This is a genomic window from Glycomyces mayteni (assembly GCF_042428885.1).
GTDB classification, from domain to species: Bacteria; Actinomycetota; Actinomycetes; order Mycobacteriales; family Micromonosporaceae; genus Glycomyces; species Glycomyces mayteni.
In genome coordinates this window covers 415,160-438,535 of sequence record NZ_JBHMBP010000002.1, presented here as the reverse complement: position 1 = coordinate 438,535, position 23,376 = coordinate 415,160, and the positions used below count along the sequence as shown (strand labels likewise).

20 protein-coding genes are annotated in these 23,376 nt (G+C 72.2%); 13 read left to right on the top strand and 7 right to left on the bottom strand.

Annotated features, from left to right (window positions below):
* The 8 genes from ACFFXY_RS08670 to ACFFXY_RS08635 all read left to right on the top strand — a co-directional run bounded on the left by ACFFXY_RS08670 (nt 1) and on the right by ACFFXY_RS08635 (nt 10,631).
* Entirely contained in the window at nt 1-1,728 is a 1,728-nt protein-coding gene (locus ACFFXY_RS08670; protein ID WP_382348452.1) for a GH39 family glycosyl hydrolase, read from the top strand.
* On the top strand, nt 1,725-3,152 hold the full coding sequence (locus tag ACFFXY_RS08665; protein WP_382348449.1) for an NAD-dependent succinate-semialdehyde dehydrogenase: 1,428 nt from the start codon (nt 1,725-1,727) through the stop codon (nt 3,150-3,152). Before ACFFXY_RS08670 ends, ACFFXY_RS08665 begins: the two co-directional genes overlap by 4 nt.
* Nucleotides 3,149-4,132: a phosphoglycerate dehydrogenase gene (locus ACFFXY_RS08660; protein ID WP_382348446.1), complete on the top strand. Its 984-nt coding sequence runs from the start codon at nt 3,149-3,151 to the stop codon at nt 4,130-4,132. The genes ACFFXY_RS08665 and ACFFXY_RS08660 overlap by 4 nt, the downstream gene beginning before the upstream one ends.
* A complete protein-coding gene (locus ACFFXY_RS08655) occupies nt 4,129-4,917 on the top strand; it encodes a hydroxypyruvate isomerase family protein (protein WP_382348443.1) in 789 nt (262 codons plus the stop codon). Before ACFFXY_RS08660 ends, ACFFXY_RS08655 begins: the two co-directional genes overlap by 4 nt.
* On the top strand, nt 4,914-5,558 hold the full coding sequence (locus ACFFXY_RS08650; protein WP_382348440.1) for a hypothetical protein: 645 nt from the start codon (nt 4,914-4,916) through the stop codon (nt 5,556-5,558). Before ACFFXY_RS08655 ends, ACFFXY_RS08650 begins: the two co-directional genes overlap by 4 nt.
* On the top strand, nt 5,555-6,229 hold the full coding sequence (locus ACFFXY_RS08645; RefSeq protein ID WP_382348437.1) for a substrate-binding domain-containing protein: 675 nt from the start codon (nt 5,555-5,557) through the stop codon (nt 6,227-6,229). The genes ACFFXY_RS08650 and ACFFXY_RS08645 overlap by 4 nt, the downstream gene beginning before the upstream one ends.
* A gap of 10 nt (nt 6,230-6,239) precedes the next feature.
* The gene (locus tag ACFFXY_RS08640) at nt 6,240-7,484 is read left to right on the top strand and encodes a four-carbon acid sugar kinase family protein (protein WP_382348434.1); all 1,245 of its coding nucleotides are present in this window, start codon (nt 6,240-6,242) and stop codon (nt 7,482-7,484) included.
* A gap of 135 nt (nt 7,485-7,619) precedes the next feature.
* Nucleotides 7,620-10,631: an alpha-mannosidase gene (locus ACFFXY_RS08635; RefSeq protein ID WP_382348431.1), complete on the top strand. Its 3,012-nt coding sequence runs from the start codon at nt 7,620-7,622 to the stop codon at nt 10,629-10,631.
* Between the two features lie 48 nt (nt 10,632-10,679).
* Here ACFFXY_RS08635 and ACFFXY_RS08630 read toward each other — a convergent pair whose 3' ends face one another.
* Entirely contained in the window at nt 10,680-12,197 is a 1,518-nt protein-coding gene (locus ACFFXY_RS08630) for an alpha/beta hydrolase (RefSeq protein WP_382348428.1), read from the bottom strand.
* 104 nt (nt 12,198-12,301) lie between these two features.
* Entirely contained in the window at nt 12,302-13,015 is a 714-nt protein-coding gene (locus tag ACFFXY_RS08625; protein ID WP_382348425.1) for a MerR family transcriptional regulator, read from the bottom strand.
* 137 nt (nt 13,016-13,152) lie between these two features.
* Between ACFFXY_RS08625 and ACFFXY_RS08620 the strand changes: the two genes are divergently transcribed.
* Nucleotides 13,153-13,764 (top strand): hypothetical protein, encoded by a 612-nt coding sequence (locus ACFFXY_RS08620; RefSeq protein ID WP_382348422.1) that lies wholly within the window; start codon nt 13,153-13,155, stop codon nt 13,762-13,764.
* Here ACFFXY_RS08620 and ACFFXY_RS08615 read toward each other — a convergent pair.
* The 5 genes from ACFFXY_RS08615 to ACFFXY_RS08595 form a co-directional block, all read right to left on the bottom strand.
* The gene (locus ACFFXY_RS08615) at nt 13,761-14,309 is read right to left on the bottom strand and encodes a 3'-5' exonuclease (protein WP_382348419.1); all 549 of its coding nucleotides are present in this window, start codon (nt 14,307-14,309) and stop codon (nt 13,761-13,763) included. The genes ACFFXY_RS08620 and ACFFXY_RS08615 overlap by 4 nt on opposite strands.
* A gap of 82 nt (nt 14,310-14,391) precedes the next feature.
* Entirely contained in the window at nt 14,392-15,534 is a 1,143-nt protein-coding gene (locus ACFFXY_RS08610; RefSeq protein WP_382350587.1) for a Gfo/Idh/MocA family protein, read from the bottom strand.
* 20 nt (nt 15,535-15,554) lie between these two features.
* Nucleotides 15,555-16,679 (bottom strand): Gfo/Idh/MocA family protein, encoded by a 1,125-nt coding sequence (locus ACFFXY_RS08605; RefSeq protein ID WP_382348416.1) that lies wholly within the window; start codon nt 16,677-16,679, stop codon nt 15,555-15,557.
* Nucleotides 16,676-17,446 (bottom strand): ThuA domain-containing protein, encoded by a 771-nt coding sequence (locus tag ACFFXY_RS08600; protein WP_382348413.1) that lies wholly within the window; start codon nt 17,444-17,446, stop codon nt 16,676-16,678. Before ACFFXY_RS08600 ends, ACFFXY_RS08605 begins: the two co-directional genes overlap by 4 nt.
* Nucleotides 17,447-17,485: 39 nt before the next feature.
* The gene (locus tag ACFFXY_RS08595) at nt 17,486-18,529 is read right to left on the bottom strand and encodes a LacI family DNA-binding transcriptional regulator (protein WP_382348410.1); all 1,044 of its coding nucleotides are present in this window, start codon (nt 18,527-18,529) and stop codon (nt 17,486-17,488) included.
* Nucleotides 18,530-18,878: 349 nt separating this feature from the next.
* On the opposite strand from ACFFXY_RS08595, the gene ACFFXY_RS08590 reads away from it, so the two are divergent.
* The 4 genes from ACFFXY_RS08590 (at nt 18,879) to ACFFXY_RS08575 (ending at nt 23,334) form a co-directional block, all read left to right on the top strand.
* On the top strand, nt 18,879-19,571 hold the full coding sequence (locus ACFFXY_RS08590; protein ID WP_382348407.1) for an NADPH-dependent F420 reductase: 693 nt from the start codon (nt 18,879-18,881) through the stop codon (nt 19,569-19,571).
* Between the two features lie 237 nt (nt 19,572-19,808).
* The gene (locus ACFFXY_RS08585; RefSeq protein WP_382348404.1) at nt 19,809-21,476 is read left to right on the top strand and encodes an extracellular solute-binding protein; all 1,668 of its coding nucleotides are present in this window, start codon (nt 19,809-19,811) and stop codon (nt 21,474-21,476) included.
* A complete protein-coding gene (locus tag ACFFXY_RS08580; RefSeq protein WP_382348401.1) occupies nt 21,383-22,447 on the top strand; it encodes an ABC transporter permease in 1,065 nt (354 codons plus the stop codon). The genes ACFFXY_RS08585 and ACFFXY_RS08580 overlap by 94 nt, the downstream gene beginning before the upstream one ends.
* Nucleotides 22,444-23,334: a carbohydrate ABC transporter permease gene (locus ACFFXY_RS08575; RefSeq protein ID WP_382348398.1), complete on the top strand. Its 891-nt coding sequence runs from the start codon at nt 22,444-22,446 to the stop codon at nt 23,332-23,334. The genes ACFFXY_RS08580 and ACFFXY_RS08575 overlap by 4 nt, the downstream gene beginning before the upstream one ends.
* Nucleotides 23,335-23,376 lie beyond the last annotated feature (42 nt).

Here is a 23,376-nt window from a genome sequence, read left to right as displayed (position 1 = left end):
ATGGCTGACACCATCCGCTCCTCCGAGCACGCGGGACACAACCGCGCCCACCCGAGGGCGGCCCTGTCCGACCCGAATCCGCGGCACGTGCGCGAGGCGGAGGTCCGCATCGACGCCGCCTCCCCCACCGGGGACCTCGCGCCGATCTGGGCGAGCATGGGCTACGACGAGATCAACTACACGTACCGGCCCGACGGCAAGAAGCTGCTGAACAGCATCGGCGAGTTCTCCCCGCGCCCGTTCCACGTGCGCCCCCACTACATGTTCTGCTCCGGTTCGGGCTGGGGCCAGCCGCACTGGGGCAACGGGAACGTCTACCACGAGGACGAGCACGGCGAGCCGTTCTACGACTTCACGCTCCTGGACGAGACCTACGACGCCATCACCGGCGCCGGCCACCACGTGCTCGTCGAACTCGGGTTCACCCCCAAGGACCTCGTGCCCGAGAAGGCCCACGACGTGTTCCCGGTGATCTCCAGCCCCACCGTCTACAGCGCCTACGAGCACGGCCTGTGGTCGTTCCCGCCCAAGGACTACGGCAAGTGGGCCGGGCTGTGCGCCGCCACCGCCGCGCACGTCCTCGAACGGTACGGCGCCGAGGAGGTCTCCCACTGGGTGTGGGAGCTGTGGAACGAGCCCGACATCTTCTACTGGCGCGGCACCCCGCAGCAGTACTACGACCTGTACACCGTCACCGCCGAGGCCATCCGGAGCGTGCTCCCCGACGCGCGCGTCGGCGGGCCCTCGGTCACCGGCGGCGACGCGGGCGTGGCGTTCCTGCGCGGGTTCCTGGAGCACTGCAAGGCGACCGGGACGCCCCTGGACTACGTCTCGTTCCACACCAAGGGCTCGGCGTTCACGCCGTGGCGCACCTACGGGCCCATCGGGGCGCCCGCGCCCGTCCAGGAGTCCCCCTCGGCGATGAAGATGCTGTTCGAGGTGGACCGGCTCCTCGCGGTCATGGACGAGTTCCCCGAGTACGCGGCGCTGCCCGCGCTCATCGACGAGTGCGACGCGGGCGTGCCCGCGCACCACTCGGCCTACGACAACCCGAACTTCCGGTTCCAGAACACCGAGTACTACCCGGTGTTCCAGGCCAAGCTCATGAAGAAGCTCCTCGACCTCGCCGCGAACCACGGCGACAACATCGAGCAGGCCACCACCTGGTCGTTCTACTTCGAGGGCGAGCGGTACTTCGAGGGCACCCGGTCCTGGACCACCCAGGGCGGCATCGAGAAGCCGTTCATGAACGCCTACCGGCTCTTCGCGAAGCTCGGCGACCGGCGGCTCCCGGCCGTCTCGGACCGGGCGTTCCCCATCGACGACCTCTCCGGCCGCGAGTACGGGATGCCCGAGGAGGTCGACGCGCTCGCGTCCATCGCGGACGACGGGACCGTGACCGCGCTCGTGTGGCGCCACGGCGACGACCAGTACGCGCAGGACGCCGAGCAGACGGCCGCCGTTCTCGCGTTCAGCGGCCTCGCCGCCGGGTCGTACACGGCGACGGAGTACCGGATCGACGCCGACCACTCCAACGCGCACACCGTGTGGGAGGCCCTCGGGTCCCCGCAGGAACCGGATGCGGACGCGCTCAAGGCCATCCACGCGAGGCAGGGCCTGGAGACCGTCGGGGACGCCCGCACCGTCGAGGCCGAGGGCGGGGCGCTGCGGTACGAGACCGCGCTCCCGCTGCCGTCGGTGTCGCTCGTGGTCCTGGAACCGCGATGACCGAGGCACTCCTGTACGTCGGCGGCCGCCTCCGCGCGGCCGCCGAGGGCGGGGCCGTCCCGCTGCACGACCCCGCCACGGGCGAGGCCGCCGGCAGCGCGGCCCTCGCCACCGAATCCGATGTGGACGACGCGCTCGCGGCGGTCGCGCGGGGCTTCGACGCCTGGCGCCGCTCGGCCCCCGAGGAGCGGGCGCGGGTCCTGACCGGGGCCGCGGCACTGCTGCGCGGCCGCGCCGAGGACGTCGCGCGGGCGATCACCGCCGAGCAGGGCAAGCCCCTGGGCGAGGCCCGCGCCGAGATCGAGCAGTCCGCCGGGTACTTCGACTGGTTCGCGCGGGAGGCCGTGCGCGACCTGGGCCGGGCCTGGGGCGAGGGCGACCGCGAGTTCACCGTGGAGCGGCGCCCGATCGGGCCCGTCGCCGCGTTCACCGCGTGGAACTTCCCCGCCTCGCTCCCGGCCCGCAAGATGGCGCCCGCCGTCGCGGCCGGGTGCTCGATCCTCGTCAAACCGGCAGAGGAGGCCCCGAGCGCGGCGATCGCGATGGCGCAGTGCCTCGTGGAGGCGGGCCTGCCCGGGGACGCGGTCGCCGTCGTCACCGGCGACGCGCCTTCCATTGCGGCGCAGGTGATCGGGTCGCGGGTGATCCGCAAGATCACGCTCACCGGGTCGATCCCGGTCGGCCGGGAGCTCGTGCGGCTCTCCGCCGAGCACCTCCAGCCGCTCAGCCTCGAACTCGGCGGCCACGCGCCCGTGATCGTGCTCCCCGGGGCCGACATCGCCTCGGCCGCGAGGACGCTCGCGGGCGCGAAGTTCCGGAACGCGGGGCAGGTGTGCATCTCCCCCACCAGGTTCTTCGTGCCCGAAGCCGACGCGGAGGCGTTCGCGGCGGCGTTCGCCGAGACCGCCGCCGCACTGACAGTGGGGCCCGGGGACGCCGAGGGCGTCGAGGTGGGGCCGCTCGCGAACGCGCGGCGACTCGCCGCCGTCGAGTCGCTCGTGGCGGACCTGCGCGAGCGCGGGGCCCGCGTCCTCACCGGCGGGCACCGCCTCGACGGGCCGGGCTGGTTCTACGCGCCCACCGTCGTCGCGGACGTGCCCGAGGACGCGCGGATGCTCACCGAGGAGCCGTTCGGGCCCGTCGCACCCGTCCTGCCCTACAAGAACCTCGACGAGGCCGTGGCGCGCGCGAACGCCGTGGAGCAGGGCCTCGCGGCCTACATCTTCGGGCCCGAGGACGCGGCGCGCGAGGTGGCCGAGCGCCTCGACGTCGGCATGATCGGCGTCAACAGCACCGCGCTCGCGGTCGCCGAAGCGCCCTTCGGCGGCGTCAAGTCCTCCGGGTACGGCCGCGAAGGCGGCACCGAAGGCATCGGCGAGTACACCGTCGCCGTCTACACCCAGGTCCGCAAGGAGGGCTCATGAGCGCGCGAGTGCTCGTCACCACCGCCTACCTGGAGCCGGGCGGCGAAGTCGACCGGCTCCTCACCGACGCGGGGCACGAGGTCGTGTTCGCCCGCGCCGCGGACCGGAAGGCCGGAGGTCAGTCCCTAGTGGAGGCGATCGCCGACGCCGATGCGGTCGTCGCGGGCACGGACAAGTTCACCGCCGAGGTCATCAGTGCCGCAACGCGACTGCGGGTGTTCGGGCGCTGCGGGGTCGGGTTCGACAACATCGACGTGGCCGCCGCGACCGAGGCGGGCGTGGCCGTCACGTACACGCCCGGCGTCAACCGCGAGTCCGTGGCGGAACTGGTCCTGGGCCAGCTCGTCAACGGGGCCCGCCTGCTGCCGCAGAACATCGCGGCGGTGCGCGAGGGCCGCTGGGACCAGCCCAGCGGCACCGAGCTCGCCGGATCGGTGCTCGGGATCGTGGGCCTCGGCTCGATCGGCAAGGCCGTCGCGCGGGTCGCGCGGGCGCTGGGGATGACCGTGATCGCGTACGACCCGTACTTCGACGCGGACTTCGCCGGGGACCACGGCGTCGAGCGGGGCACGCTCGACGCGGTGCTCCAGGCGGCCGACTTCCTGACGCTGCACCTGTTCCTGGACGAGTCGACCCGGAACCTCATCGACGGCGACCGGATCGCCGCGATGAAGCCGGGCGCGTTCATCGTGAACACCGCGCGCGGCGGCGTGCTCGACGAAGCGGCCCTTGCGGACGCGGTCCGCTCCGGGCACCTGCGCGGCGCGGCCCTCGACGTCCTGGAGACCGAGCCGCTCGCCGCCGACAGCCCGCTGCGCGGCCTCGACCGGGTGTTCGTGACCGCCCACATCGGCGCGGCGACGCACCAGGCGCGGGCCCGGTCGAGCCTCATGGCCGCCGGGCAGGTCGCCGACTTCCTCGCGGGGAACCCGCGGCCCGGTAACCTCGTCAACCCCGACTACCTGAAGGGGGCCCGATGAGTGCGCTGCGGTTCGACGCGAACCTGAAGTGGCTGTTCACCGAGCATGAGTTCCTCGACCGGTTCGCGGCCGCCGCCGCGGCCGGGTTCACCGGCGTCGAGTTCCCCGACCCGTACCCGTACGAGGCCGGCGAGCTGCGGAAGCGCCTGGACGACAACGGGCTGCACCAGGTACTCGTGAACACGCCGATGGGCGCGAAGGGCACGCCGGAGCAGCAGGGCATCACCTGCTTCCCGGACCTCGTGCCGCGCTTCAGGGACGAGTTCCTGAGCGCCCTCGACTACGCGGTCGCGCTCGGCGCGGACTTCGTGCACCTCGTGGGCGGCATGGTCCCGCCCGGGACGAGCCGCGACCGGGCGTTCGCGCGGTACGTCGCCAACGTCGCGTGGGCCTCCGAGCAGGCCGCGGGCACCGGCGTGCGGCTGCTGCTGGAGGCGCAGAACAAGCGCGACGCGCCCGGGTTCATATTGGAGACGCAGGCGCAGGCCCACGCGGTCGCCGAGGTCTGCGACGCGGGGAACGTCGGGGTCCTGCTCGACGTGTACCACGCGCAGATCGACGAGGGCGACCTCCTGACGCTCCTCGGCACCGAGCTGCCCGGCGCGTTCCACGTGCAGATCGCCGACCCGCCCTCGCGCCACGAGCCCGGCACCGGCGAGGTCAACTTCAAGTCCGTGTTCGCCGCGATCAAGGCGAGCGGGTATGACGGGTGGATCGGGTGCGAGTACGCGCCCGCCGCGGGCACTGTTGCGGGCCTGGGGTGGCGAGAGGAGCTGGCGCCGTGAGGATCGCGCTCATCCACGGGACGACCGCGGCCGTCGCGCCCGCGGTCGACGGGCTCGCCGCGGGCTTCCCCGAGGCAGAGCCGTGGAACCTCCTGGACGACCGGCTCCTGCCAGACGCGGACGCGGCGGGCGGGCTCACTCCCCCACTCGCCGAGCGGATGAGGCGGCTCATCGCGTTCGCGAAGGACGGCGGGGCGGCCGGGGTGCTGCTCACGTGCTCGATGTACGGACCGGTCGCGACCGCGGACTTCGGCGTCCCGGTCCTCGCACCCGACGAGGCCGCGTTCGCGCGGGTCGCCCGCGAAGGATGGGCGAACGTGCTCGTCGTGGCGTCGTTCCAGACCGCGGCCCTCGACGCGGCGCAGCGGCTCCGCGCGGTGGCCGGCGGGACCGAGGTCGAGTCCGCGACGTCAACGGCCGCAATGGGTCCGAGCCGCAGCGGGGACACCGCCGCGCTCGCCGACGCGCTGGAGGCCACGGTCCGGGCGGGCCGGGGGTACGACGCGGTGGTCCTCGCCCAGTACTCGCTCGCGCCCGCCGCCGACCTGCTCCAAGACCGTCTCGGCGTCCCCGTGGTCTCCGGCCCGCTCGCCGCCGCCGCGCTCCTGAAATCCCAGCTCACCGAAAGGCCCCGCGCATGATCCGCCTGTTCAGCACCCTGGCCGTCCGCCTCGCTTTGGATGCGGGCGTCCTGGACGACTTCACCGCCGCCACCGGGCACGAGGTGGCGACCGTCTACGACCCGACCAACGTCCTGTTGCGGCGCATCGAGGACCGCGACCTCCCCGACGTGATGATCGGCGTGGGCGGCCAGCTCGCGGAGCTGGTCGCGGCGGGCGTCCTGGACGAGGCGGCCGAGATCGCCAAGGTCGGGGTCGGCGTGGCCGCGCCGCCCGGCGGCGGCGACCTGCCCGACATATCCACTGTGGATGCGTTGAAGGCCGCGCTCGTCGCCGCCCGGTCCGTCGCGTACTCGCGGACCGGGGCCTCCGGCGTCTACTTCGCGTCGCTCCTGGGCGACCTCGGCATCGCCGACCGCGTCAACGCCCGCGCCACCGTGGTGGAGAAGGGCTTCGTCGCGGAGACCCTCCTCGACGGGCGCGCCGACCTCGCCGTGCAGCAGCTCAGCGAACTGCGGTTCGTGCCGCAGGCCCGGCTGGTGGGGCCGCTTCCCGAAGCGGCCCAGCACTACACGGTGTTCGCTGCCGCGACCGGCGCCGGGGCGGGCGAGGCCGCGCGGGCGCTCGTGGCGCACCTCGCGTCGCCCGCCGCGCTCGCGCGGTACCGGGACGCGGGACTCGAAGCGGTCTAGGGGGCGCGGCGTGAAGACCATCGTCCTCGACGACGACCCCACCGGCACCCAGGCCGCCACCGGCGTGACGGTCCTGTTCGACGCCACCGCCGACCTGCTCGCCGCGGCGCTGCGCCGCGACGACGCGGTCTACGTGCAGACCAACAGCCGCGCCCTGCCCGAACCGGAGGCCGTCGCGCTCGCCAAGCGCATCCGCGCCGACGGGCTCGCGGCGGGCGAGCGGCTCGGGGAGGCCGTCAGGTTCGTGCTCCGCGGCGACTCGACGCTCCGCGGGCACGTGTTCGCCGAGACCGAGGTGTTCCTCGGCGGCGGCGGGGTCATGGTCTTCGCGCCCGCGTTCCCCGACGGCGGCAGGACCACCCGCGGCGGCGTCCACTATGTGCGCGTCGGCGACGAGGACCTGCCCGCCGACCGCAGCGAGTACGCGCGGGACCCGGTCTTCGGGTACGCCGAAGGGACGCTCGCGGAGTTCGCGTCGGCGCGGTCCGGGCGGAAGCCGGTCCCGGTCCCGCTGGAGACCGTGCGCGGCGGCGGGCTCGACAAGGTGATCGCCGCGGCCCCGTCCGGTTCCGTCGTGCTCCCCGATGCGGTGGGGGCCGGGGACATCGACGCGATCGCCGCCGCGATCGAGGTGGCCGAGGCCCGCGGCGTGAGGGTCGTCGCGCGTTCGGCCGCGCCGCTGGCCGCGGCCCTCGCGGGCGTCGCCAGCGACGGGCTCCTGCCGGTGCCGCTGACGAGTGACCCGGGGAAGGCGCTCCTGGTGTGCGGCTCGCACACCGGCGGGGCCACGGCGCAGCTCGCGCCGGTCGCGGCCGCGTGGGGCGCGCCCGTCGTGGTCGACACGCGGGCGGCGCTCGCCGATCCGGAGGCCGAAGGGCGGGCGGCCGCGGCCGCGGTCCTCGCGGCGCTGGAGCGGCGACCCGTGGCGGTACTGACGAGCGAGCGGGACCGGTCGGCGGGGCACGGGACCCTCGCGCACGGCGAGCGCGTCATGGCGGCGCTGACGGCCGCGGTGCGGGAGGCGCTCCCGCACGTGGACACGGTGGTCGCCAAGGGCGGCATCACGTCCGCGGAGGTGGCCCGGACCGGGATCGGGGCGTCGTCGGCGCTGGTGCTCGGGCAGGTCCTGCCGGGGGTGTCGGCGTGGTCGCTGCGGGGCCGCGACGGCCGGGAGCGGCGGTACGCGGTCGTCCCCGGGAACGTCGGCGGGCCCGGGACGCTGACCGAGGTCCTGGCGGCCTTCGGGATCGCTTGAGCGACACGGGGAGCGAACGGTCCGCTTCCGCCCGTTTCGTGAAGCCCGGGAAAAGGCTTACACTCGCATCGGCCCCGGGCGGGGCCGACCCGGCACGTCGAATGCTCACGACCCTCCCCCATTGAGGAGTTTCAATTGCATCAGCAGCAGCACGCCGTCAAGGTCCGCCTCGACCGCTTCGTGAAGGAGCGCCTGGAACCGGCGAGGGAGCGGGCGAGCGCGCCGGTCCGGGTGTCGGCCTGGGCGGCGCCCGGGGAGCCGGTGCCGTTCGGCGAGGCCGTCGGGCAGGCGTACGAGCCGGTCGAGGAGGGCCACGCCTGGGGCCGGGCCTGGGGCACGGTGTGGTTCAAGGTGTCCGGGACGGTCCCGTCCGAGTGGACGGCCGAGCCCGGTGAGGTCGAGCTCGTGGTGGACCCGGGGTTCATCGGCGAGGGCGCGGGCTTCCAGGTGGAGGCGCTGGTCTTCGACGGCTCGGGCCGCACGCTGAAGGCGATCGAGCCGAAGAACGACTACGTGCGCCTGGGCCTGCGTCCGGGCGAGTCGTTCGAGCTGTACGTGGAGGCGGCGGCGAACCCGGACGTGTTCACCAGCGGCGTGCGCTTCGCGCCGACCCCGCTGGGGCGCAAGGAGACCGCGCCGGACGCGCCGATCTACCGGCTGGGCCGCATCGCGGTGGTGCAGCGGGACGCGACGGTGTGGGAGCTGGTGCAGGACGTGGCGACCGCGCGCGGCCTGGCGCTGGAGCTGCCGGAGGGCTCGCCGCGGCGCGCGGAGCTGTTCGCGGCGCTGGACGCGATGGTCGACGCGGTGCACCCGCACGACGTCCACGGGACCGCGGTCGCGGGCCGCAAGGCCCTGCGGAGCGTCCTGTCGGCCCCGGCGGCGCGCAGCGCACACCAGGTGTTCGCGGTGGGCCACGCGCACATCGACTCGGCGTGGCTGTGGCCGGTGCGGGAGACGGTGCGCAAGTGCGCGCGCACGTTCGCGAACGTGCTGGAGCTGATGGACGCGGACCCGGACCTGGTGTTCGCGTGCTCGTCGGCGCAGCAGTTCGCGTGGATCAAGGAGTACTACCCGGAGCTGTTCGAGCGGATCGGCGCGCGGGTCGCGGAGGGCCGGTTCGTGCCGGTCGGCGGGATGTGGGTCGAGTCGGACACGAACATGCCGGGTTCGGAGGCGATGGCGCGGCAGTTCGTGGAAGGGAAGCGGTTCTTCCTGGAGGAGTTCGGGGTCGACACGCGCGAGGTGTGGCTGCCTGACTCGTTCGGGTACACGGGGGCGCTGCCGCAGATCGCGCGGGCGGCGGGCGCGGGGTACTTCCTGACGCAGAAGCTGTCGTGGAACGAGGTGAACAAGTACCCGCACCACACGTTCGACTGGGAGGGCATCGACGGGACGCGGATCTTCGCGCACTTCCCGCCGGTCGACACGTACAACTCCCAGCTCACGCCGAAGGAGCTGGCGCACACCGAGCGGAACTTCGCGGACAAGGGCCGGGCGAACATGTCGCTGGTGCCCTTCGGGTTCGGCGACGGCGGCGGCGGGCCGACCCGCGAGATGATGGCGGCGGCGCGGCGCGCGACGGACCTGGAGGGGTCGCCGACGGTGCGGATCGCGCCGCCGATCGTGTTCTTCGAGGCGGCCGAGGAGGAGCTGCCGTCGCGTCCGGTGTGGTCCGGGGAGCTGTACCTGGAGAACCACCGCGGCACGTACGCGTCGCAGGCGCGCACGAAGCGCGGGAACCGCCGCAGCGAGGCGCTGCTCCACGAGGCGGAGCTGTGGGCGGCGACCGCGGCGGTGCGCGCGGGCGCGGAGTACCCGTACGAGCTGCTGCGGCGGTCGTGGCGGACGGTGCTGCTCAACCAGTTCCACGACATTCTGCCGGGGTCTTCGATCGGGTGGGTCTACGACCAGGTCGCGAAGGAGTACGCGCAGATCGAGGCGGACCTTGAGCCGGTGATCGCGGATGCGGTGGCGGCGCTCGGCTCCGGCGGCGAGGGCTTCGTCAACTCCGGGCCGTACGCGATCGACGGCGTGCCCGCGTTCGCGGTGGGCCCCAGGCGCACCGAGGGCGCGGTGACCGTGGAGCGCGCCGACGGATCCACTGTGATCGACAACGGTGCGGTCCGGGTGGTCTTCGACGCGGACGGGCTCATCACCTCGCTCGCGGACGCGGCGACCGGCCGCGAGACCGTGCCGCCGGGCCAGCGCGCAGGTCTGCTCCAGGCGTTCACGGACACGCCGCGCCAGTACGACGCGTGGGACGTGGACATCGAGTACCGGCGCTCGGGCCGGGACCTGGTGGCCGCCGACGAGGTGAAGGTGGTCGAGGACGGCGCCGGGCGCGCGGCGGTGCGCACGGTCCGGACCCTCGGGGACTCCACGATCACGCAGGTGTTCACGGTGGAGGCGGGCCGCGCCGCGGTCGACGTCGAGACCACTGTGGACTGGCATGAGCGGCAGACGATGCTGAAGTTCGCGTTCCCGGTGGACGTGCACACGGCGTCGGCCCGCTCGGAGATCCAGTTCGGCCACATCGAGCGGCCCACGCACACGAACACGAGCTGGGACGAGGCCCGGTTCGAGACGTGCGCGCACCGCTGGGTCCACGTGGGCGAGGCGGGCCGGGGCCTGGGCGTCGCGAACGACGCGACGTACGGCCACGACGTCACCCGCCATGCGCGCCAGGGCGGCGGCACGTACTCGGTGGTCCGCCAGACGCTCCTGAAGTCCCCGCTGTTCCCCGACCCGGAGGCCGACCAGGGCGAGCACGTCTTCCGCACCTCCCTCGTCCCCGGCGGCGTCGCCGAGGCGGTCCAGGCCGGCTACCGGCTCAACCTGCCGCTGCGCGCCGCGGCCGCGGGCACGGTCGATCCGCTGGTGTCCGTGGCGAACCCGGCGGTGGTCGTGGAGACGGTCAAGCTCGCCGAGGACGCCTCCGGCGACGTCGTGGTCCGCCTCTACGAGGCCCACGGCGCCCGCACGGAAGCGGTCCTCGACCTCGGTTTCACCGCGGCCGGCGTCCTTGAGACGGACCTGCTGGAGCGCGAGACCGACCGGGCCGCCGTCACCGCTTCCGACGCCGGATCGGTGTCGCTCGCGTTGCGGCCCTTCCAGCTCGTGACGCTGCGGTTCACGAGGGCCTAGATCGGGAGTGAGGGCCGGGCGCGACTGCGCCCGGCCCTCGCCTGTTCCTTACGCCTCGCAGTGGACGTCGTCCTCGGGCAGTTCGCCGGTGAGGAGGAACGCCGTGGTGGTGTTCAGTGCGCAGGCGTTGTCGCCGTACACGTAGACGCCGTGGCCGAAGCCTTCGACGGTCACGAGGCGGGACCGGTCGCCGAAGGCCTCGCGGTTCGCCTCGGCCCCGGGGAGCGGGGTGGCGACGTCGAGTTCGTTCTGGACGATGAGGACGTTCGCCGGGCCCTCGTCGGTGATCTCGACCTGCGGTTCGAGCGGGTCGTTGGCCCAGAACGCGCACGGGTTGACGTTGGCGCCCGCGCCGCCGAACATCGGGTGCGCCTCGCGGTCGGCGGCCGCGGTCTCCTGGTAGACCGCCAGGTTCTCCGGCCAGTCGGCGTCGTTGCAGGTCACGGCCAGGTATGCGGACCAGGTGTTGTCGTACTGCGAGACGGCGGCGGCGTCGCCGACGGGCTCGGGCAGGTCCATCTCGCCGAGAATGCGGTCCGCGGCGGGCGCGTCCCCGGCGTCGAGCGACTGCCAGAGCCGGGCGGCGCCGCTGAAGGAGTCCTCGCCGTAGAGCGAGACGAAGACGATGAACCGGAACAGCGCGCCGTCGTACTCGCCGACGGGCTCGGCGGCGAGCTGGTCGGCGAGCCGGAAGAACGTGTCCTCGACCGCTTCAGGGGTCGCGCCGAGGCCGTAGGCGCCGTCGCGTTCGGCGGCCCACTCGGCGAAGTACGCGAAGTTCGGTTCGAACTCGGTGCCCCACCGGCGCTGCGCCCGGTAGTCGAGGGCGGTGCCTTCGACGTTGCTGTCGATGACGACCTGGCCGCTCGTGTCGGGGAACAGCGAGGCGTAGGCCGCGCCGAGCACCGACCCGTAGGACGCGCCGTAGAAGCTGAGCTCCTCCTCGCCGAGGGCGGCGCGGACGGCGTCCATGTCGCGGGCGGTGTTGGCCGTGGTCATGTGCGGCATGAGGCCCTCGGTGTCGTTCGCCGCGCACTGCTCGGCCACGGTCCGGGCGTACTCGGCTTGCGCCGCGACCTCGGCGTCGTCGGCCGCGTAGGGCGGGACGTTCCCGCGGTGGCCCTGCTCGTCGGTGAATCCGCAGCTGACCGGCGTGGAGAGGCCCACGCCGCGGGGGTCCATGCCGATGAGGTCGTACGCGTCGGTGACGCCGCCCGGGAGGCCGAGGTCGGCCATCTCCACCGGCTGGCCGAGGCCGGAGCCGCCGGGCCCGCCGGGGTTGAGCAGGAGGACGCCGCGGCGCTCTTCGGGGTTCGTGCTGGCGAGGCGCGAGACCGCCACGTCGATGGTCCTGCCGTCCGGCTCGTCGTAGTCGAGCGGCACGGCGATCGTCGCGCACTCCATGCGCTCGCCGCCGGGCACGGTCTCGGCGCAGTCGCCCCAGGCCACGGGGTCCTCCTCCGGTTCCTGGGCCATGGCCGGGAGGACGGTGACCGTCCCGAGCCCGCCCGCGGCGGCCAGCGCGAGGGCGATCGCGATGCGCCGTCTTCTGCTGTGTCGTCTCATGTCGCACCCTTCCTGTTCATGTTCCCCTATTGCGGGGGTACGGGACAGTTCAAGGTATGCCGCTGCGGCACAGTCAAGCGCTTCGCGGGTTTTCATGAACGAGGTCACATGAGGTCGTGGATGCGGACCATGACGTCGAGTTGGGCGGGGTTGTAGAGGTCGCGGAGCGTGGTGCCGATGGAGCGGCGGGCGAAGTCCGCGCCGCGCGGGGCGTCGCTGAGGTCGTTGACGGCGGGGAAGCGGGCCGCGACCTCCCGGGCGAGCGGGACCATGCGGGCGGCGAGGTCGGCGCGGGTGGCCTCGTCGGCGTCGGGCGGGAGCGTCTCGAACTCGCGGTCCTGCGGGAAGGAGGGCGTGCTGCGGAACAGCTCGGCGTACGCCTCGACCGCGCGGGGGCCGAGGATGCGGGACATGGCGACCATGAACTTCCGGTCGGTGGCGGAGATCCCGTCCTGCGCCGCGGCGGGCGCGAGCTCGGGCGGCAGGTCGGTGGGGGCGGACTCGCGCAGGATCGCGGCGAGTTCGAGCCGGACGCGCTGGAGCTCCTCGATCCTGGCGGCCAGTTCGGCGTCGAGGGAGCGCAGGGCCTCCTCCGGGTGGCCGTCGTCGTCGCCCATCGCGGCGATCTGCGGGAGGGAGAACCCGAGGTCGGCGAGGCGCTTGATGCGCAGGACCTTGACGAGGTGGGCGACGCCGTACTGCTTGTAGCCGTTGGGCCTGCGCTCGGGCTCGGGGAGGAGTCCCACGTCGTGGTAGTGCCGGACCGCGCGCAGGCTGGTCCCGGCCAGTTCGGCGAGTTCGCGGGTGCTCCATGCCATGACTGCTCCTCACCTGTGGTGCAGAACAGTTGAAACCATACCGGATCGGGACGTGCGGCCACGCGGCGTCCGGAGGTGCCGGATCTCACCGCTCCGGCGCTTGACCATGCCGCTGCGGCACGGTTTCTACTGGGGGCATGGATCCCGACGCCCCCGCCGCGAGTCGGCGGCTCCGCCCGGTGCGACGCCTCGACGTGCTGCACCGCTCGCTCCACGAGATCGACCTCGGCGACGGCCCGGTGCGGTACGCGGTCGAGGTGGACACCGGCCGGGACTGGACGGCGGTGCTGTACGCCGACGGCGCGTTCGTGGCCGAGGCCGACCTGCCCGCGCGGTTCCCGGTTCCGGGCGGCGTGATCGAGGCCGACCACGGCCTGTACGGGGTGTCCCGGATGCACTTCGTGGGCGCGGACGGCGGCGAGCGGCGCCTCGCTCCGGCCCGCGGCACGCTGGAGGACCTGCGGGGCCGGTTCGGGCGCCGCCATCCGCGCGCGAGCCGCGCGATCGGCGCGGCGGCGGTCGCGGTCCTGCTGGTGAACCTGGTGCTGGCCGCGCCGCAGGCGCTGGAGCTGGTGTCGGAGGTCCCGCGGATCGCCGAGCGGTTCGGGACCTTCGAGTCCCCGGTGGACCTGCCGTGGTGGCTCAACGCGTCCCTGTACGCCGCGGGGGCCGCGGCGGCGACCGAGCGGGTGCTCACGTTCCGGCGCAACCGGATCGTCGACTTCGAGACGATCTGGACGGAGGGCTAGGGCCAGTCGCCTGCGGCGGCGAGGCCGAGGACGAGGGCGGCGATGTTCCAGGCGTCGTCGGCGCCGGAGTGGTGGCGGCCGTCGAGGGGGAGGCCCGCGAGTTCGAGGGCGGTCGCCATGCCGGGGCGGCGCTTGAGGCCGTTGGCCTCGGTGAAGACGAGTTTGGCGTTGGTGTGGCGGCTGCCGAAGGGGTAGCGGGCGCCGGTGGCCTTGCATTGGCGCTGGAACTGGTTGCGGTCGTAGTCGCCCCAGCTGGCCCAGGGGCGGGAGTCGGCGCGGTGCTCCTTGGCGAGGAGGGCGCAGGCGTCGGCGAACTCGATGCCGGTGTCCACTTCGGCCTGGGTGAGGCCGGTGAGCTCGGTGCAGAACTCGCTGACGCGGGAGCGCCTGGGGCGCACGAGGATGCGGTGCTTGGCGAGGCGTTCTCCGGCGGCGAGGTCCACGACGGTGAGGCCGATCTCGATGATCTCGTTGACCGCGCCCGCGGGCGGCTGCCCCTCCCAGCAGGTGGCCTCCACGTCGACGACGTTCAGCAGGGTGTCCATGCCTTGCAGCGTAAGGGGCCCGTCCACCGGTTTGCGCATTCACAGCGTGGTGGACGGGCCCCGGGGCCTTGCCGGGTGCGGTCTAGACCGCGGTCCAGCGGCTCTCGTCGGCGGCGCTGGCCTCGACGGCGGCGAGGACCTTCTGGACCTGGAGCGCGTCGGCGAACGACGGCGTGGGCTGCTCGCCCGCGCCGATCGCGTTCACCAGGTCCACGACCTGGTGGGTGAAGCCGTGCTCGTAGCCGAGGCCGTGGCCCACGGGCCACCAGTTCCCGGTGTACGGGTGCTCGGGCTCGGTCGCCTGGATCTTGCGGAAGCCCGCGTTCGGCTCGTCGGCGGCGTCGTAGAACCACAGCGAGTTCATGTCCTCGAAGTCGAACGCGAGGGACGCCTTGGAGCCGTTGAGCTCCACGCGCATCGCGTTCTTGCGGCCGAGCGCGAAGCGCGTGGCCTCGAAGACGCCGACCGCGTTGTTCGCGAACCGCGCGGTGAACACGGCCGCGTCGTCCACGGTGACCGGGCCCTTCGGGCCGTCGGCGCCGCCGTGGCCGCCCAGGCCCACGAAGTCGCCGCCCACGGGCCGCTCCTTCACGAAGGTCTCCAGGATCGCGGAGACGCCCGTGACGTCGGACCCGGCGATCCACTGCGCCGCGTCGATGATGTGCGCGCCGATGTCCCCCAGGGACCCCGAACCGGACTTCGACTTGTCGAGGCGCCAGGTCAGCGGCGCGTTCTCGTCGGTGAGCCAGTCCTGGAGGTACTGGGCCCGCACGTGCCGGATCTCCCCCAGCGCGCCGGAGTCGACCAGGCGCTTCGCGAGCGACAGCGCCGGGGTGCGCCGGTACGAGAACCCGCACATGGCAAGCACGCCTTTGGCTTTCGCGGCCTCGGCCGCGGCGGTCATGGCCTCGGCCTCTTCCACGGAGTTCGCGAGCGGCTTCTCGCACAGCACGTGCTTGCCCGCTTCGAGCGCCGCGACGGCGATCTCGGCGTGCAGGTTCCCGGGGACGCAGATGTCGACCAGGTCGATGTCGTCGCGCTCGATGAGGCGGCGCCAGTCGGTCTCGGTGGAGTCCCAGCCGAGCTTGGCCGCGGCGGCGTTGAGCCGGTCGGCGTCGCGCCCGGCGAGGGCGGTCATCTGCGGTGCGAGCGGCAGGTCGAAGAAGCGCGGCGCGGTGCGCCACGCGTGGGAGTGGGCCGCGCCCATGAAGGCGTAGCCGACCATGCCGATGCGAAGCGGTTCAGTCACTTGCGGCTCCCTCGGTTCAGGCCGTCGCGGACCGACGGCCACCCTTGCAACACAGCGAGGATATCGGCGTCGGCGGTCGCTGTCAGCGCCGACTCGTAAGCGCCGTCGAGGATCTCGTCCAACCGGACGCGGCGGCCCTCGGCGGCGCTGCGGATCGCTGCCTCGACCATCGCGAGGCTGAGGACGTTCGCGTGGACGCGGCCCATCGGCTCGCGGCCCTCCAGCAGCGCCGCGGTGAACTCGCGCAGCGACCCGGCGATGCCGTCGCCGGGGTCGTCGGCGGTCGCCTTCGACTCCGGCGCGGACTGCGGCTCGCCCTCGCCGTCCCAGACGGTGCTCCCGTGCTCGGCGGAGATCCGCCAGGCGCCGTTCCAGGAGGTCTCCAGGCCGGGGCTGCACCAGGACCCGTTGAACGTGAACCGGGCGCCGCCCTCCATCTCGAACGCGGCGGTGGCGGCCGCGTTCCCGGCGTACCAGGACCACGGCGGGTTGTACTCCTCGCAGACGACCGCGACCGGGTCGGCGTCGAGCAGGAAGCGCGCCATGTCGAACTGGTGGATCGCCATGTCGAGCAGGAGCGGCGAGTCCATCGCGTCGCGGAAGCCCCCGAAGTGCGGGGACTGGAAGAAGTCGACCGAGACGATCCCGACGCGCCCCAGCTCCTCCGCCTGCCGCTTGGCCTGGAACAGGCCGCGGTTGTAGCGGCGCGACTGGCTGACCATGAACAGGTGCCCGGTCAGCTCGGCCGCCGCGGCGAGCGCGAGGCCCTCGGCGACGGTGGCGGCCACGGGCTTCTCCCCCAGGACCGGGAGTCCGGCGCGGAGGGCGGCGATCGTGACCGGGTGGTGCGCTTCGGGAATGGTGGCGTTCACGATCGCGTGGGCGCCGGTGCGCTTTGCGAGCTCCACGGCGTCGGTTCCGGTCGCGAGGTCGCGGCCGACACCGGCGGCGGCCGCCTCGGCGGCCTCCGGGTAGAGGTCGGCGACGCCGACGAGTTCGACGGCCGGGTCGGCCTCAATGGTGCCGATCCAGGCGCGGCCCATGCCGCCGGCGCCGACGACGACGAGGCGAAGGGGCCCTTCGATGCCGAGGCCCTGCTTTCCGAGAACGTTGAAGCTCATCGCTCGAACGCCCCGCGGTAGCCCTGGCCGTTGAAGAAGTCGTCGGTGTCGTAGCGCAGGAGGGTGGGGGTCTCGCGCTCGCGGTCGGGGCGGGCCCACTCGATGCCGTTGGCGATGACGTGGTTGACGTCGGGGTGGTGGTAGACCGGGAAGTCCTGGTCGCCGGGGCTGAAGTAGAAGATCCGGCCGAAGCCGCGGCGGTAGGTCATGCCGGAGCGGAAGACCTCGCCGCCGGTGAACCCGGAGATGAACACCAGCTCGTCGGGGGTGGGCACGTCGAAGTACTCGCCGTACATCTCCTGCTCGGGGATGACGATCGGGTTGGGGATGCCGCGCGCGATCGGGTGCTGCGGGTTGACCGTCCACACCAGCTCGCGGTCGTGCTCGGACCGCCAGCGCAGCGTGCAGGTGGTGCCCATGAGCTTCGTGAAGATCTTCGACCAGTGTCCGGAGTGGAGCACGATGAGGCCCATCCCTGCGAGGACGTGGCGGTGGACGCGCTCGACCACCTCGTCGGCGACGTCGCCGTGGGCGGCGTGGCCCCACCAGACGAGGACGTCGGTGGCGTCGAGGACGTCGGAGGTGAGCCCGTGCTCGGGCTCGTCGAGGGTGTGGGTGGTGATGACGGCCTTGTCGCCGAGCCATTCGCCCGCGCCCTTGGCGATGGCGCCGTGCATGCCGTCGGGGTAGCGCTCGGCCACGGAGGTCTCGACCTGCTCGTGGCGGTTCTCGCCCCAGACGACGACGCGGATGGGTGCCTGTGACATGTGGTGGTGCTCCTTGCTATATGTGTTTTCGCTGGTCGTTCAGGAATTCGTGGGGGCCGCGGCGGTCAGGGGTCCGGTGCTGGAGCGGACGGTGAGCGAGGGCGGCACGAGGACGTGCGCGGGCGCGTCGGGCGGATCGATGACGAGGCGCACGAGCGCGGCGGCGATGGCCGCGGAGTCCTGGTGGACCGAGGTGATCCCGACGGTGCCGAACTCGGTGAGCGGCGTGTCGTCGTACCCGGTGACGGCGACGTCGCGCCCGGGCGCGAGCCCGCGCGACTGGAGGGCGATGACGACGCCCGCGGCGAGCGTGTCGGTCTTGCAGACGATCGCGGTGGGCGGGTGCTCGGAGTCGAGGAGCGCGGCGGCGGCGCGCACGCCGGTGGCGAGGTCGCCGCGGGCGGGGACGATCCGCTGAGCGGTCGTGGAGGCGGCGAGGCCGTGGCGCCCGCAGGCGTCGCGGTAGCCGATCTCGCGCTGCATCACGGTCTCACTGCGGTGGTCGGCCCCGAGGAACGCGAGTTCGCGGTGCCCGCGCTCGACCAGGTGGTCCACGGCCATGGCGACGCCGAGCGCCGCGTCTCCTTCGGCCCACGACCAGGGGCTCTCGAAGGCCGCGGCGTCGCGGCCGTAGGCGGCGAAGGGGATGCCGCGGCGCTGGAGCTCGATGAGCCGCTCGTCCTCGGAGCCGATGTTGGAGACGACGAACCCGGCGACGGACTGCCCGAAGTACAGGTCCTCGCAGGCGCCCATGAGCGACTCGGTGTCCTGCTGGGTGATGAGCGTGAGGTTCCGGTCGGCGGTCTGGCAGGCGGTGGCGAGGTCGTGGAGGAACACGGCCATGTACGGGTTGCCGGACAAATCAGGCGCGGGCAGCACATAGCCGATCTGCCGCGGCTGCGCGAGCCGGAGGCTGCGGGCCACGAGGTTGTTGCGGTACCGCAGGTCCCGCATGGCGGCGAGGACTTTCTCCCGCGTCGCCTCGGCCACCACCTCGGGCCGGTTGATGACGTTCGAGACGGTCATGACCGAGACCCCGGCGCGGTCGGCGACATCGGCCATGCTGGCCTTGCGCTCGCCCATCCCCGCGTCCCATCCCTTTACCGTTACAGTGCCGCGGGCGATTTTAAGCATAAAGCCGAGGCCCGGTCAAGCGCCTTCCTCGCATGCTTCCCTCGCTCCCGTCGCCCCGCCGCCACCCCGCCACCGCCCTCCCCGCCCCCCTGTCGCACCCCCGAGGCACGCTTGAAAGCGGGGGCGACCGCGAATCGAGGAACACTCACCTCCGCGACCGACCTGTCACACCCCCGCGGCATCGTTGCAGCCGGGGGCGACCGCGGATCGAGGACTCCTCGCGTTCACCCGCCCGGCATGGCGGAGAACACCTTGAAAAGGCGGAATTGCGGCAGTTGTGCCATCGTTGCGCACTGGTATGAGCACAATCGGATTGATCGGCAGCGGCAACATCGGCGGGGCCATCGCGCGCCTCGCCGTCAAGGCGGGGCACCACGTGGTCCTCAGCAACAGCCGCGGGCCGGAGACCCTCGCGGACCTCGTCGCGGAGCTGGGCCCGAACGCCCGCGCCGCCACGCCCGCCGAGGCCGCGGCCGCGGGCGACCTGGTCGTCGTGACCATCCCGCTGAAGGCCTACAAGACCGTCCCGGTCGAGGAGCTGCGCGGCAAGGTCGTCTTCGACACGAACAACTACTACCCCGAGCGCGACGGCCGCATCGCCGAGCTGGACGACGAGTCCACCACCGTGAGCGAGCTGCTCCAGGCGCACCTGCCGGAGTCGTCCGTCGTCAAGGGCTTCAACAACATCTACCAGGGACACGTGCAGTCCCTCGCCCGCCCGGCCGGGGACCCCGAGCGCTCCGTGCTCGCCATCGCGGGCGACGACGCCGACGCCAAGCGCCGGGTCGCGGAGTTCCTCGACTCGCTCGGCTTCGGCGCCTACGACGTCGGCCCGCTCGCCGAGGGCTGGCGCTTCCAGCGCGACACCCCCGCGTACGGGGTGTTCTTCACCGAGAAGTTCAGCTTCGACGCGGTCCCGGCCGCGCGCCAGGTCACGCCCGAGATCATCGAGCCGCTCCTGAAGGCCGCCAAGCGATACCGCGACATGTAGGACACTTCCACCCGCAGCCCGGGACGGCCCGACCGTCCCGGGCTTTCCGCTGTCGCGCGTAAGTCCCCAATGGACTTCTGATCGCGGGACGGAGGGCGAGGTCGGGGGCGGGTCGCGGGGCCTGAGTTGCGCGGCTCTCATCCGTGTAGTTAAATTCGTTTGGTCATACCATTAAAAGAACGGCCCCACGGCCTGCATACCCGGCGAATCCTGTATCCCCCGACGAAAGGCATCGCCATGGGCGACAACGCAAACGGAACCCCTCGACTGCACCGCCGCAGCCTCTTCCAGGTCGGCGCCGGCGCGGCCGCCGCCGCATCCCTGGCCGGATGCGCAGCCCTCGACGAAGGCCCCGACGGGACCGCCGCGGGCGCCGACGAACTCGCCGACCTGCTGCCGACCTACACGCCGTACGAGGGCGGCATCACGCCGGACCTCCCCGGCGAACCCGACGGCACCGTCACCCCGGGCTTCCTCTCGCGCCCGGCCGAGCCCGTCCAGGCGATCACCGAGCCGGTCATGACCACCGGCGAGGACATCACCGCGATCACCCCGCTGTGGAACCCCACGCCCCCGGGCCTGCCCGACAACTCGTACTTCACCACCGTGAACGAGATCCTCGGCGGCACCGTCGTCTTCAACATCGCCGACGGCAACAACTACCTCGACAAGATCACCACCACGCTCGCCAGCGGCGACGTGCCCGACATGTTCCAGATCCCCGGCTGGGAGATCGTGAACATCTCCGACTTCGGCGAGGCCGCCAACGAGCTGTTCGCCGACCTCTCCCCCTACCTCGCCGGTGACAAGGCCAAAAAGGACTACCCGCTCCTCGCCTCCTACCCCACGGCCGCATGGGCGATGGGCGTCTTCGGCGGCAAGCTCCTGGGCATCCCCTGGGAACGGTCGCCCTACACCAACGCCCTGTTCGCCCGCCAGGACCTCCTCGACCAGCTCGGCGCGGCCCACCCGACGAACCTCGACGAGCTGCTGGCGATCGCCGAAGAGGTGAACGATCCGTCGGCGAACCGCTGGGCCTTCGCCAGCCTCGACCAGACCGTCCAGGAGGCCATGGGCGTCCCCACCCTCTGGAAGATCGAGGACGGCAGGCTCGTCCACAAGTTCGAGACCCAGGCGTTCGCCGACGCCATCGAGTTCACCCGCCAGGTCTTCGACAAGGGCCTGGTCCACCCCGACTACGTGGCCGACCGCAACACGAACGCCAAGGAGCTCGTCGGCTCCGGGCAGGCCGTGTTCTACGAGGACGGCGTCGGCGCCTGGCACGAGATGTTCCAGACCTACCGCGGCGTCGCGGGCTTCGACCTCCAGATCGTGAACCCGCTCGCGCGCGAGGCCGGCGCCGACGCCACCATCTGGCGCGACGACCCCGCCGGGATGTTCACCTTCATCAAGAAGGACCTCACCGAGGAGCGCATCCAGGAGTGCCTGCGGGTCGCCAACTGGTGCTCGACCCCGTTCGGCACCGTCGAGTACGACCTGGTCTCCGACGGCGTCGAAGGCGTCCACTTCACCGTCGACGCCGAGGGCGTGCCCCAGCGCACCGAGCTGGGCCAGACCGAGGTCGCCCCCACGTACATGTTCCTGTCCGGGCGCGCGAACGCGAACAACAAGTTCCAGTACCCGGGCATGGTCGAGCGCCTCCACGAGTGGGAGACCGTCGCCGCCCCCGCCCTCGACGACAGCCCGTTCCAGGGCCTGCGCGTCGAGATGCCCTCCGACCTGTCGGCCGAGAACGAGCCGATGAAGGACGCCCACCACGAGATCTACCGCGGCCAGCGGGAAGTCGCCGAATGGGCGACCATCGTGGACGACTGGCGCGCGAAGGTCGGCGACTCCGCCCGCGAGTACTACACCAAGGTCGCAGAGGACAACGACCGCCTGTGAGCGTCCTGACCGAGACGAAGCCGCGGCCCGCCGCGGCGGCGCGCAAGCCGCAGCCGAAGCCGCCGTGGCGGACCCGGCTCGCCCGCGACTGGCCGCTGCTGCTCATGGCCGCGCCGATGATGCTCCTGGTGTGGGGGTTCTGGTGGATCCCCACCCTCGGCAACGTGGTCGCGTTCCAGGACTACAAGCCGTTCACCAGCGGCATCCTCGGGTCGCGCCTGGTCGGCTTCACGCACTTCCAGATGCTGTTCTCCGACCCGGAGTTCCTGCGGGCCATGGCGAACACGCTGTCGATCACCGCGTTCCAGCTGGTGTTCTACTTCCCCGTGCCGATCGCGCTGGCCCTGCTCATGCACTCCATCGCGTCCGAGCGGCTCCGGTCGATGCTCCAGAGCGTGGTGTACCTGCCGTACTTCTTCTCCTGGGTGCTCGTCATCGCGATCTTCCAGCAGATGCTCGGCGGGGCGGGCCTGATCTCGCAAGTGCTGCGCGCCAACGGGTTCGAGGGCCTCGACTGGATGACCGATCCGAACACGTTCATCCTGCTCGTCACCTCGCAGGCGATCTGGAAGGAGGCCGGGTTCGGGGCGATCATCTTCCTCGCGGCCCTCGCCGCGATCGACCAGAGCCAGTACGAGGCCGCCGCGGTCGACGGCGCCGGACGGTGGCGGCGGCTGTGGCACATCACCCTGCCGGGCATCCGGCCGGTCATCGTGCTGCTGCTGATCCTGCGGCTCGGCGACGCGCTCAACGTCGGGTTCGAGCAGTTCTTCCTCCAACGCAGCGCCGTCGGCTCGCAGGCGTCGGAAGTGTTCGACACGTTCGTGTACTACAGCGGCATCCGCACCGGCGACTTCGACTACGGGGCCGCGGCCGGACTCTTCAAGGGCGTGGTCGGGCTCGTGCTGATCCTGGCCGCCAACAGATTCGCCCACCTGCTGGGCGAGCGGGGGGTGTACTCCAAGTCATGAGCTCACGCAACCGTCCCGCCTGGGAGGAGAAGCCCACGGTCGCCGGACTGGCGGCCAAGGGCGCGAGCATCGTCGTCATCGCGCTGCTGATCCTGTTCCCGCTGTACACGATCGCGCTCACGAGCCTGTCGGGCGCCGAGACCGTCAACCGCGTGGGCGGGCTGGTGGTCTGGCCCGGCGACGGGATCACGTTCGAGGCGTACGAGCAGATGTTCCGCAACCCCGTGGTGCTCAGGTCGCTTCTGGTGTCGCTGGGGATCACCGCGGTCGGCACCGTCCTCAGCGTCGTCGTGTCGGTCCTCGGCGCGTACTCGCTGTCGCGGCCGGGGTCGTTCGGGCACAAGACGATCCTGTTCTCGGTGCTGCTGATGTTCGTCGTCTTCCCCGGGCTCATCCCCGTGTACCTGTGGGTGAGCGAGCTCGGCCTGCGCGACAACTACCTGGCGATCATCCTGCCGATGGCGGTGTCCGCGTTCAACGTCGTGGTCCTGCGGGCGTTCTTCATGAGCATCCCGCAGGAGCTGTTCGACTCCGCGCGCATCGACGGGGCCGGGGAGTTCCGGGTCCTGTGGCAGATCGTCGCCCCGTTGTCGAAGGCCGTGATCGCGGTGGTGACGCTGTTCTACGCGGTCGCGTACTGGAACAACTGGTTCAACGCGTTCCTGTACCTGGACGACACCTCGAAGTGGCCGCTGGCCCTCGTGCTGCGCACCTACGTGGTCGATTCGGCCCCGCTGCCGCAGGCCTCGGGCCTGAGCAGCGCCCCGCCGACCCTCGCGGTCAAGATGGCCATCGTCATGATCGCGATCATCCCCGCGCTGATCATCTACCCGTTCGTGCAGAAGCACTTCAAGAAGGGCGTCATCATCGGCGCCGTCAAAGGGTAAGGACCTCAGGGCCCGGGATCGTACATCCTATATCCTATAGGA

Coding starts and splice junctions, on each gene's coding strand:
- ACFFXY_RS08610 (WP_382350587.1), bottom strand. CDS start 15,534: ATGGTCGGCTACGCCTTCATGGGCGCGGCCCACTCCCACGCGTGGCGC.
- ACFFXY_RS08580 (WP_382348401.1), top strand. CDS start 21,383: ATGGGCGACCATCGTGGACGACTGGCGCGCGAAGGTCGGCGACTCCGC.
- ACFFXY_RS08595 (WP_382348410.1), bottom strand. CDS start 18,529: ATGGGCGAGCGCAAGGCCAGCATGGCCGATGTCGCCGACCGCGCCGGG.
- ACFFXY_RS08585 (WP_382348404.1), top strand. CDS start 19,809: ATGGGCGACAACGCAAACGGAACCCCTCGACTGCACCGCCGCAGCCTC.
- ACFFXY_RS08665 (WP_382348449.1), top strand. CDS start 1,725: ATGACCGAGGCACTCCTGTACGTCGGCGGCCGCCTCCGCGCGGCCGCC.
- ACFFXY_RS08625 (WP_382348425.1), bottom strand. CDS start 13,015: ATGGCATGGAGCACCCGCGAACTCGCCGAACTGGCCGGGACCAGCCTG.
- ACFFXY_RS08605 (WP_382348416.1), bottom strand. CDS start 16,679: ATGAGCTTCAACGTTCTCGGAAAGCAGGGCCTCGGCATCGAAGGGCCC.
- ACFFXY_RS08645 (WP_382348437.1), top strand. CDS start 5,555: ATGATCCGCCTGTTCAGCACCCTGGCCGTCCGCCTCGCTTTGGATGCG.
- ACFFXY_RS08660 (WP_382348446.1), top strand. CDS start 3,149: ATGAGCGCGCGAGTGCTCGTCACCACCGCCTACCTGGAGCCGGGCGGC.
- ACFFXY_RS08670 (WP_382348452.1), top strand. CDS start 1: ATGGCTGACACCATCCGCTCCTCCGAGCACGCGGGACACAACCGCGCC.
- ACFFXY_RS08590 (WP_382348407.1), top strand. CDS start 18,879: ATGAGCACAATCGGATTGATCGGCAGCGGCAACATCGGCGGGGCCATC.
- ACFFXY_RS08620 (WP_382348422.1), top strand. CDS start 13,153: ATGGATCCCGACGCCCCCGCCGCGAGTCGGCGGCTCCGCCCGGTGCGA.
- ACFFXY_RS08575 (WP_382348398.1), top strand. CDS start 22,444: ATGAGCTCACGCAACCGTCCCGCCTGGGAGGAGAAGCCCACGGTCGCC.
- ACFFXY_RS08615 (WP_382348419.1), bottom strand. CDS start 14,309: ATGGACACCCTGCTGAACGTCGTCGACGTGGAGGCCACCTGCTGGGAG.
- ACFFXY_RS08655 (WP_382348443.1), top strand. CDS start 4,129: ATGAGTGCGCTGCGGTTCGACGCGAACCTGAAGTGGCTGTTCACCGAG.
- ACFFXY_RS08630 (WP_382348428.1), bottom strand. CDS start 12,197: ATGAGACGACACAGCAGAAGACGGCGCATCGCGATCGCCCTCGCGCTG.
- ACFFXY_RS08600 (WP_382348413.1), bottom strand. CDS start 17,446: ATGTCACAGGCACCCATCCGCGTCGTCGTCTGGGGCGAGAACCGCCAC.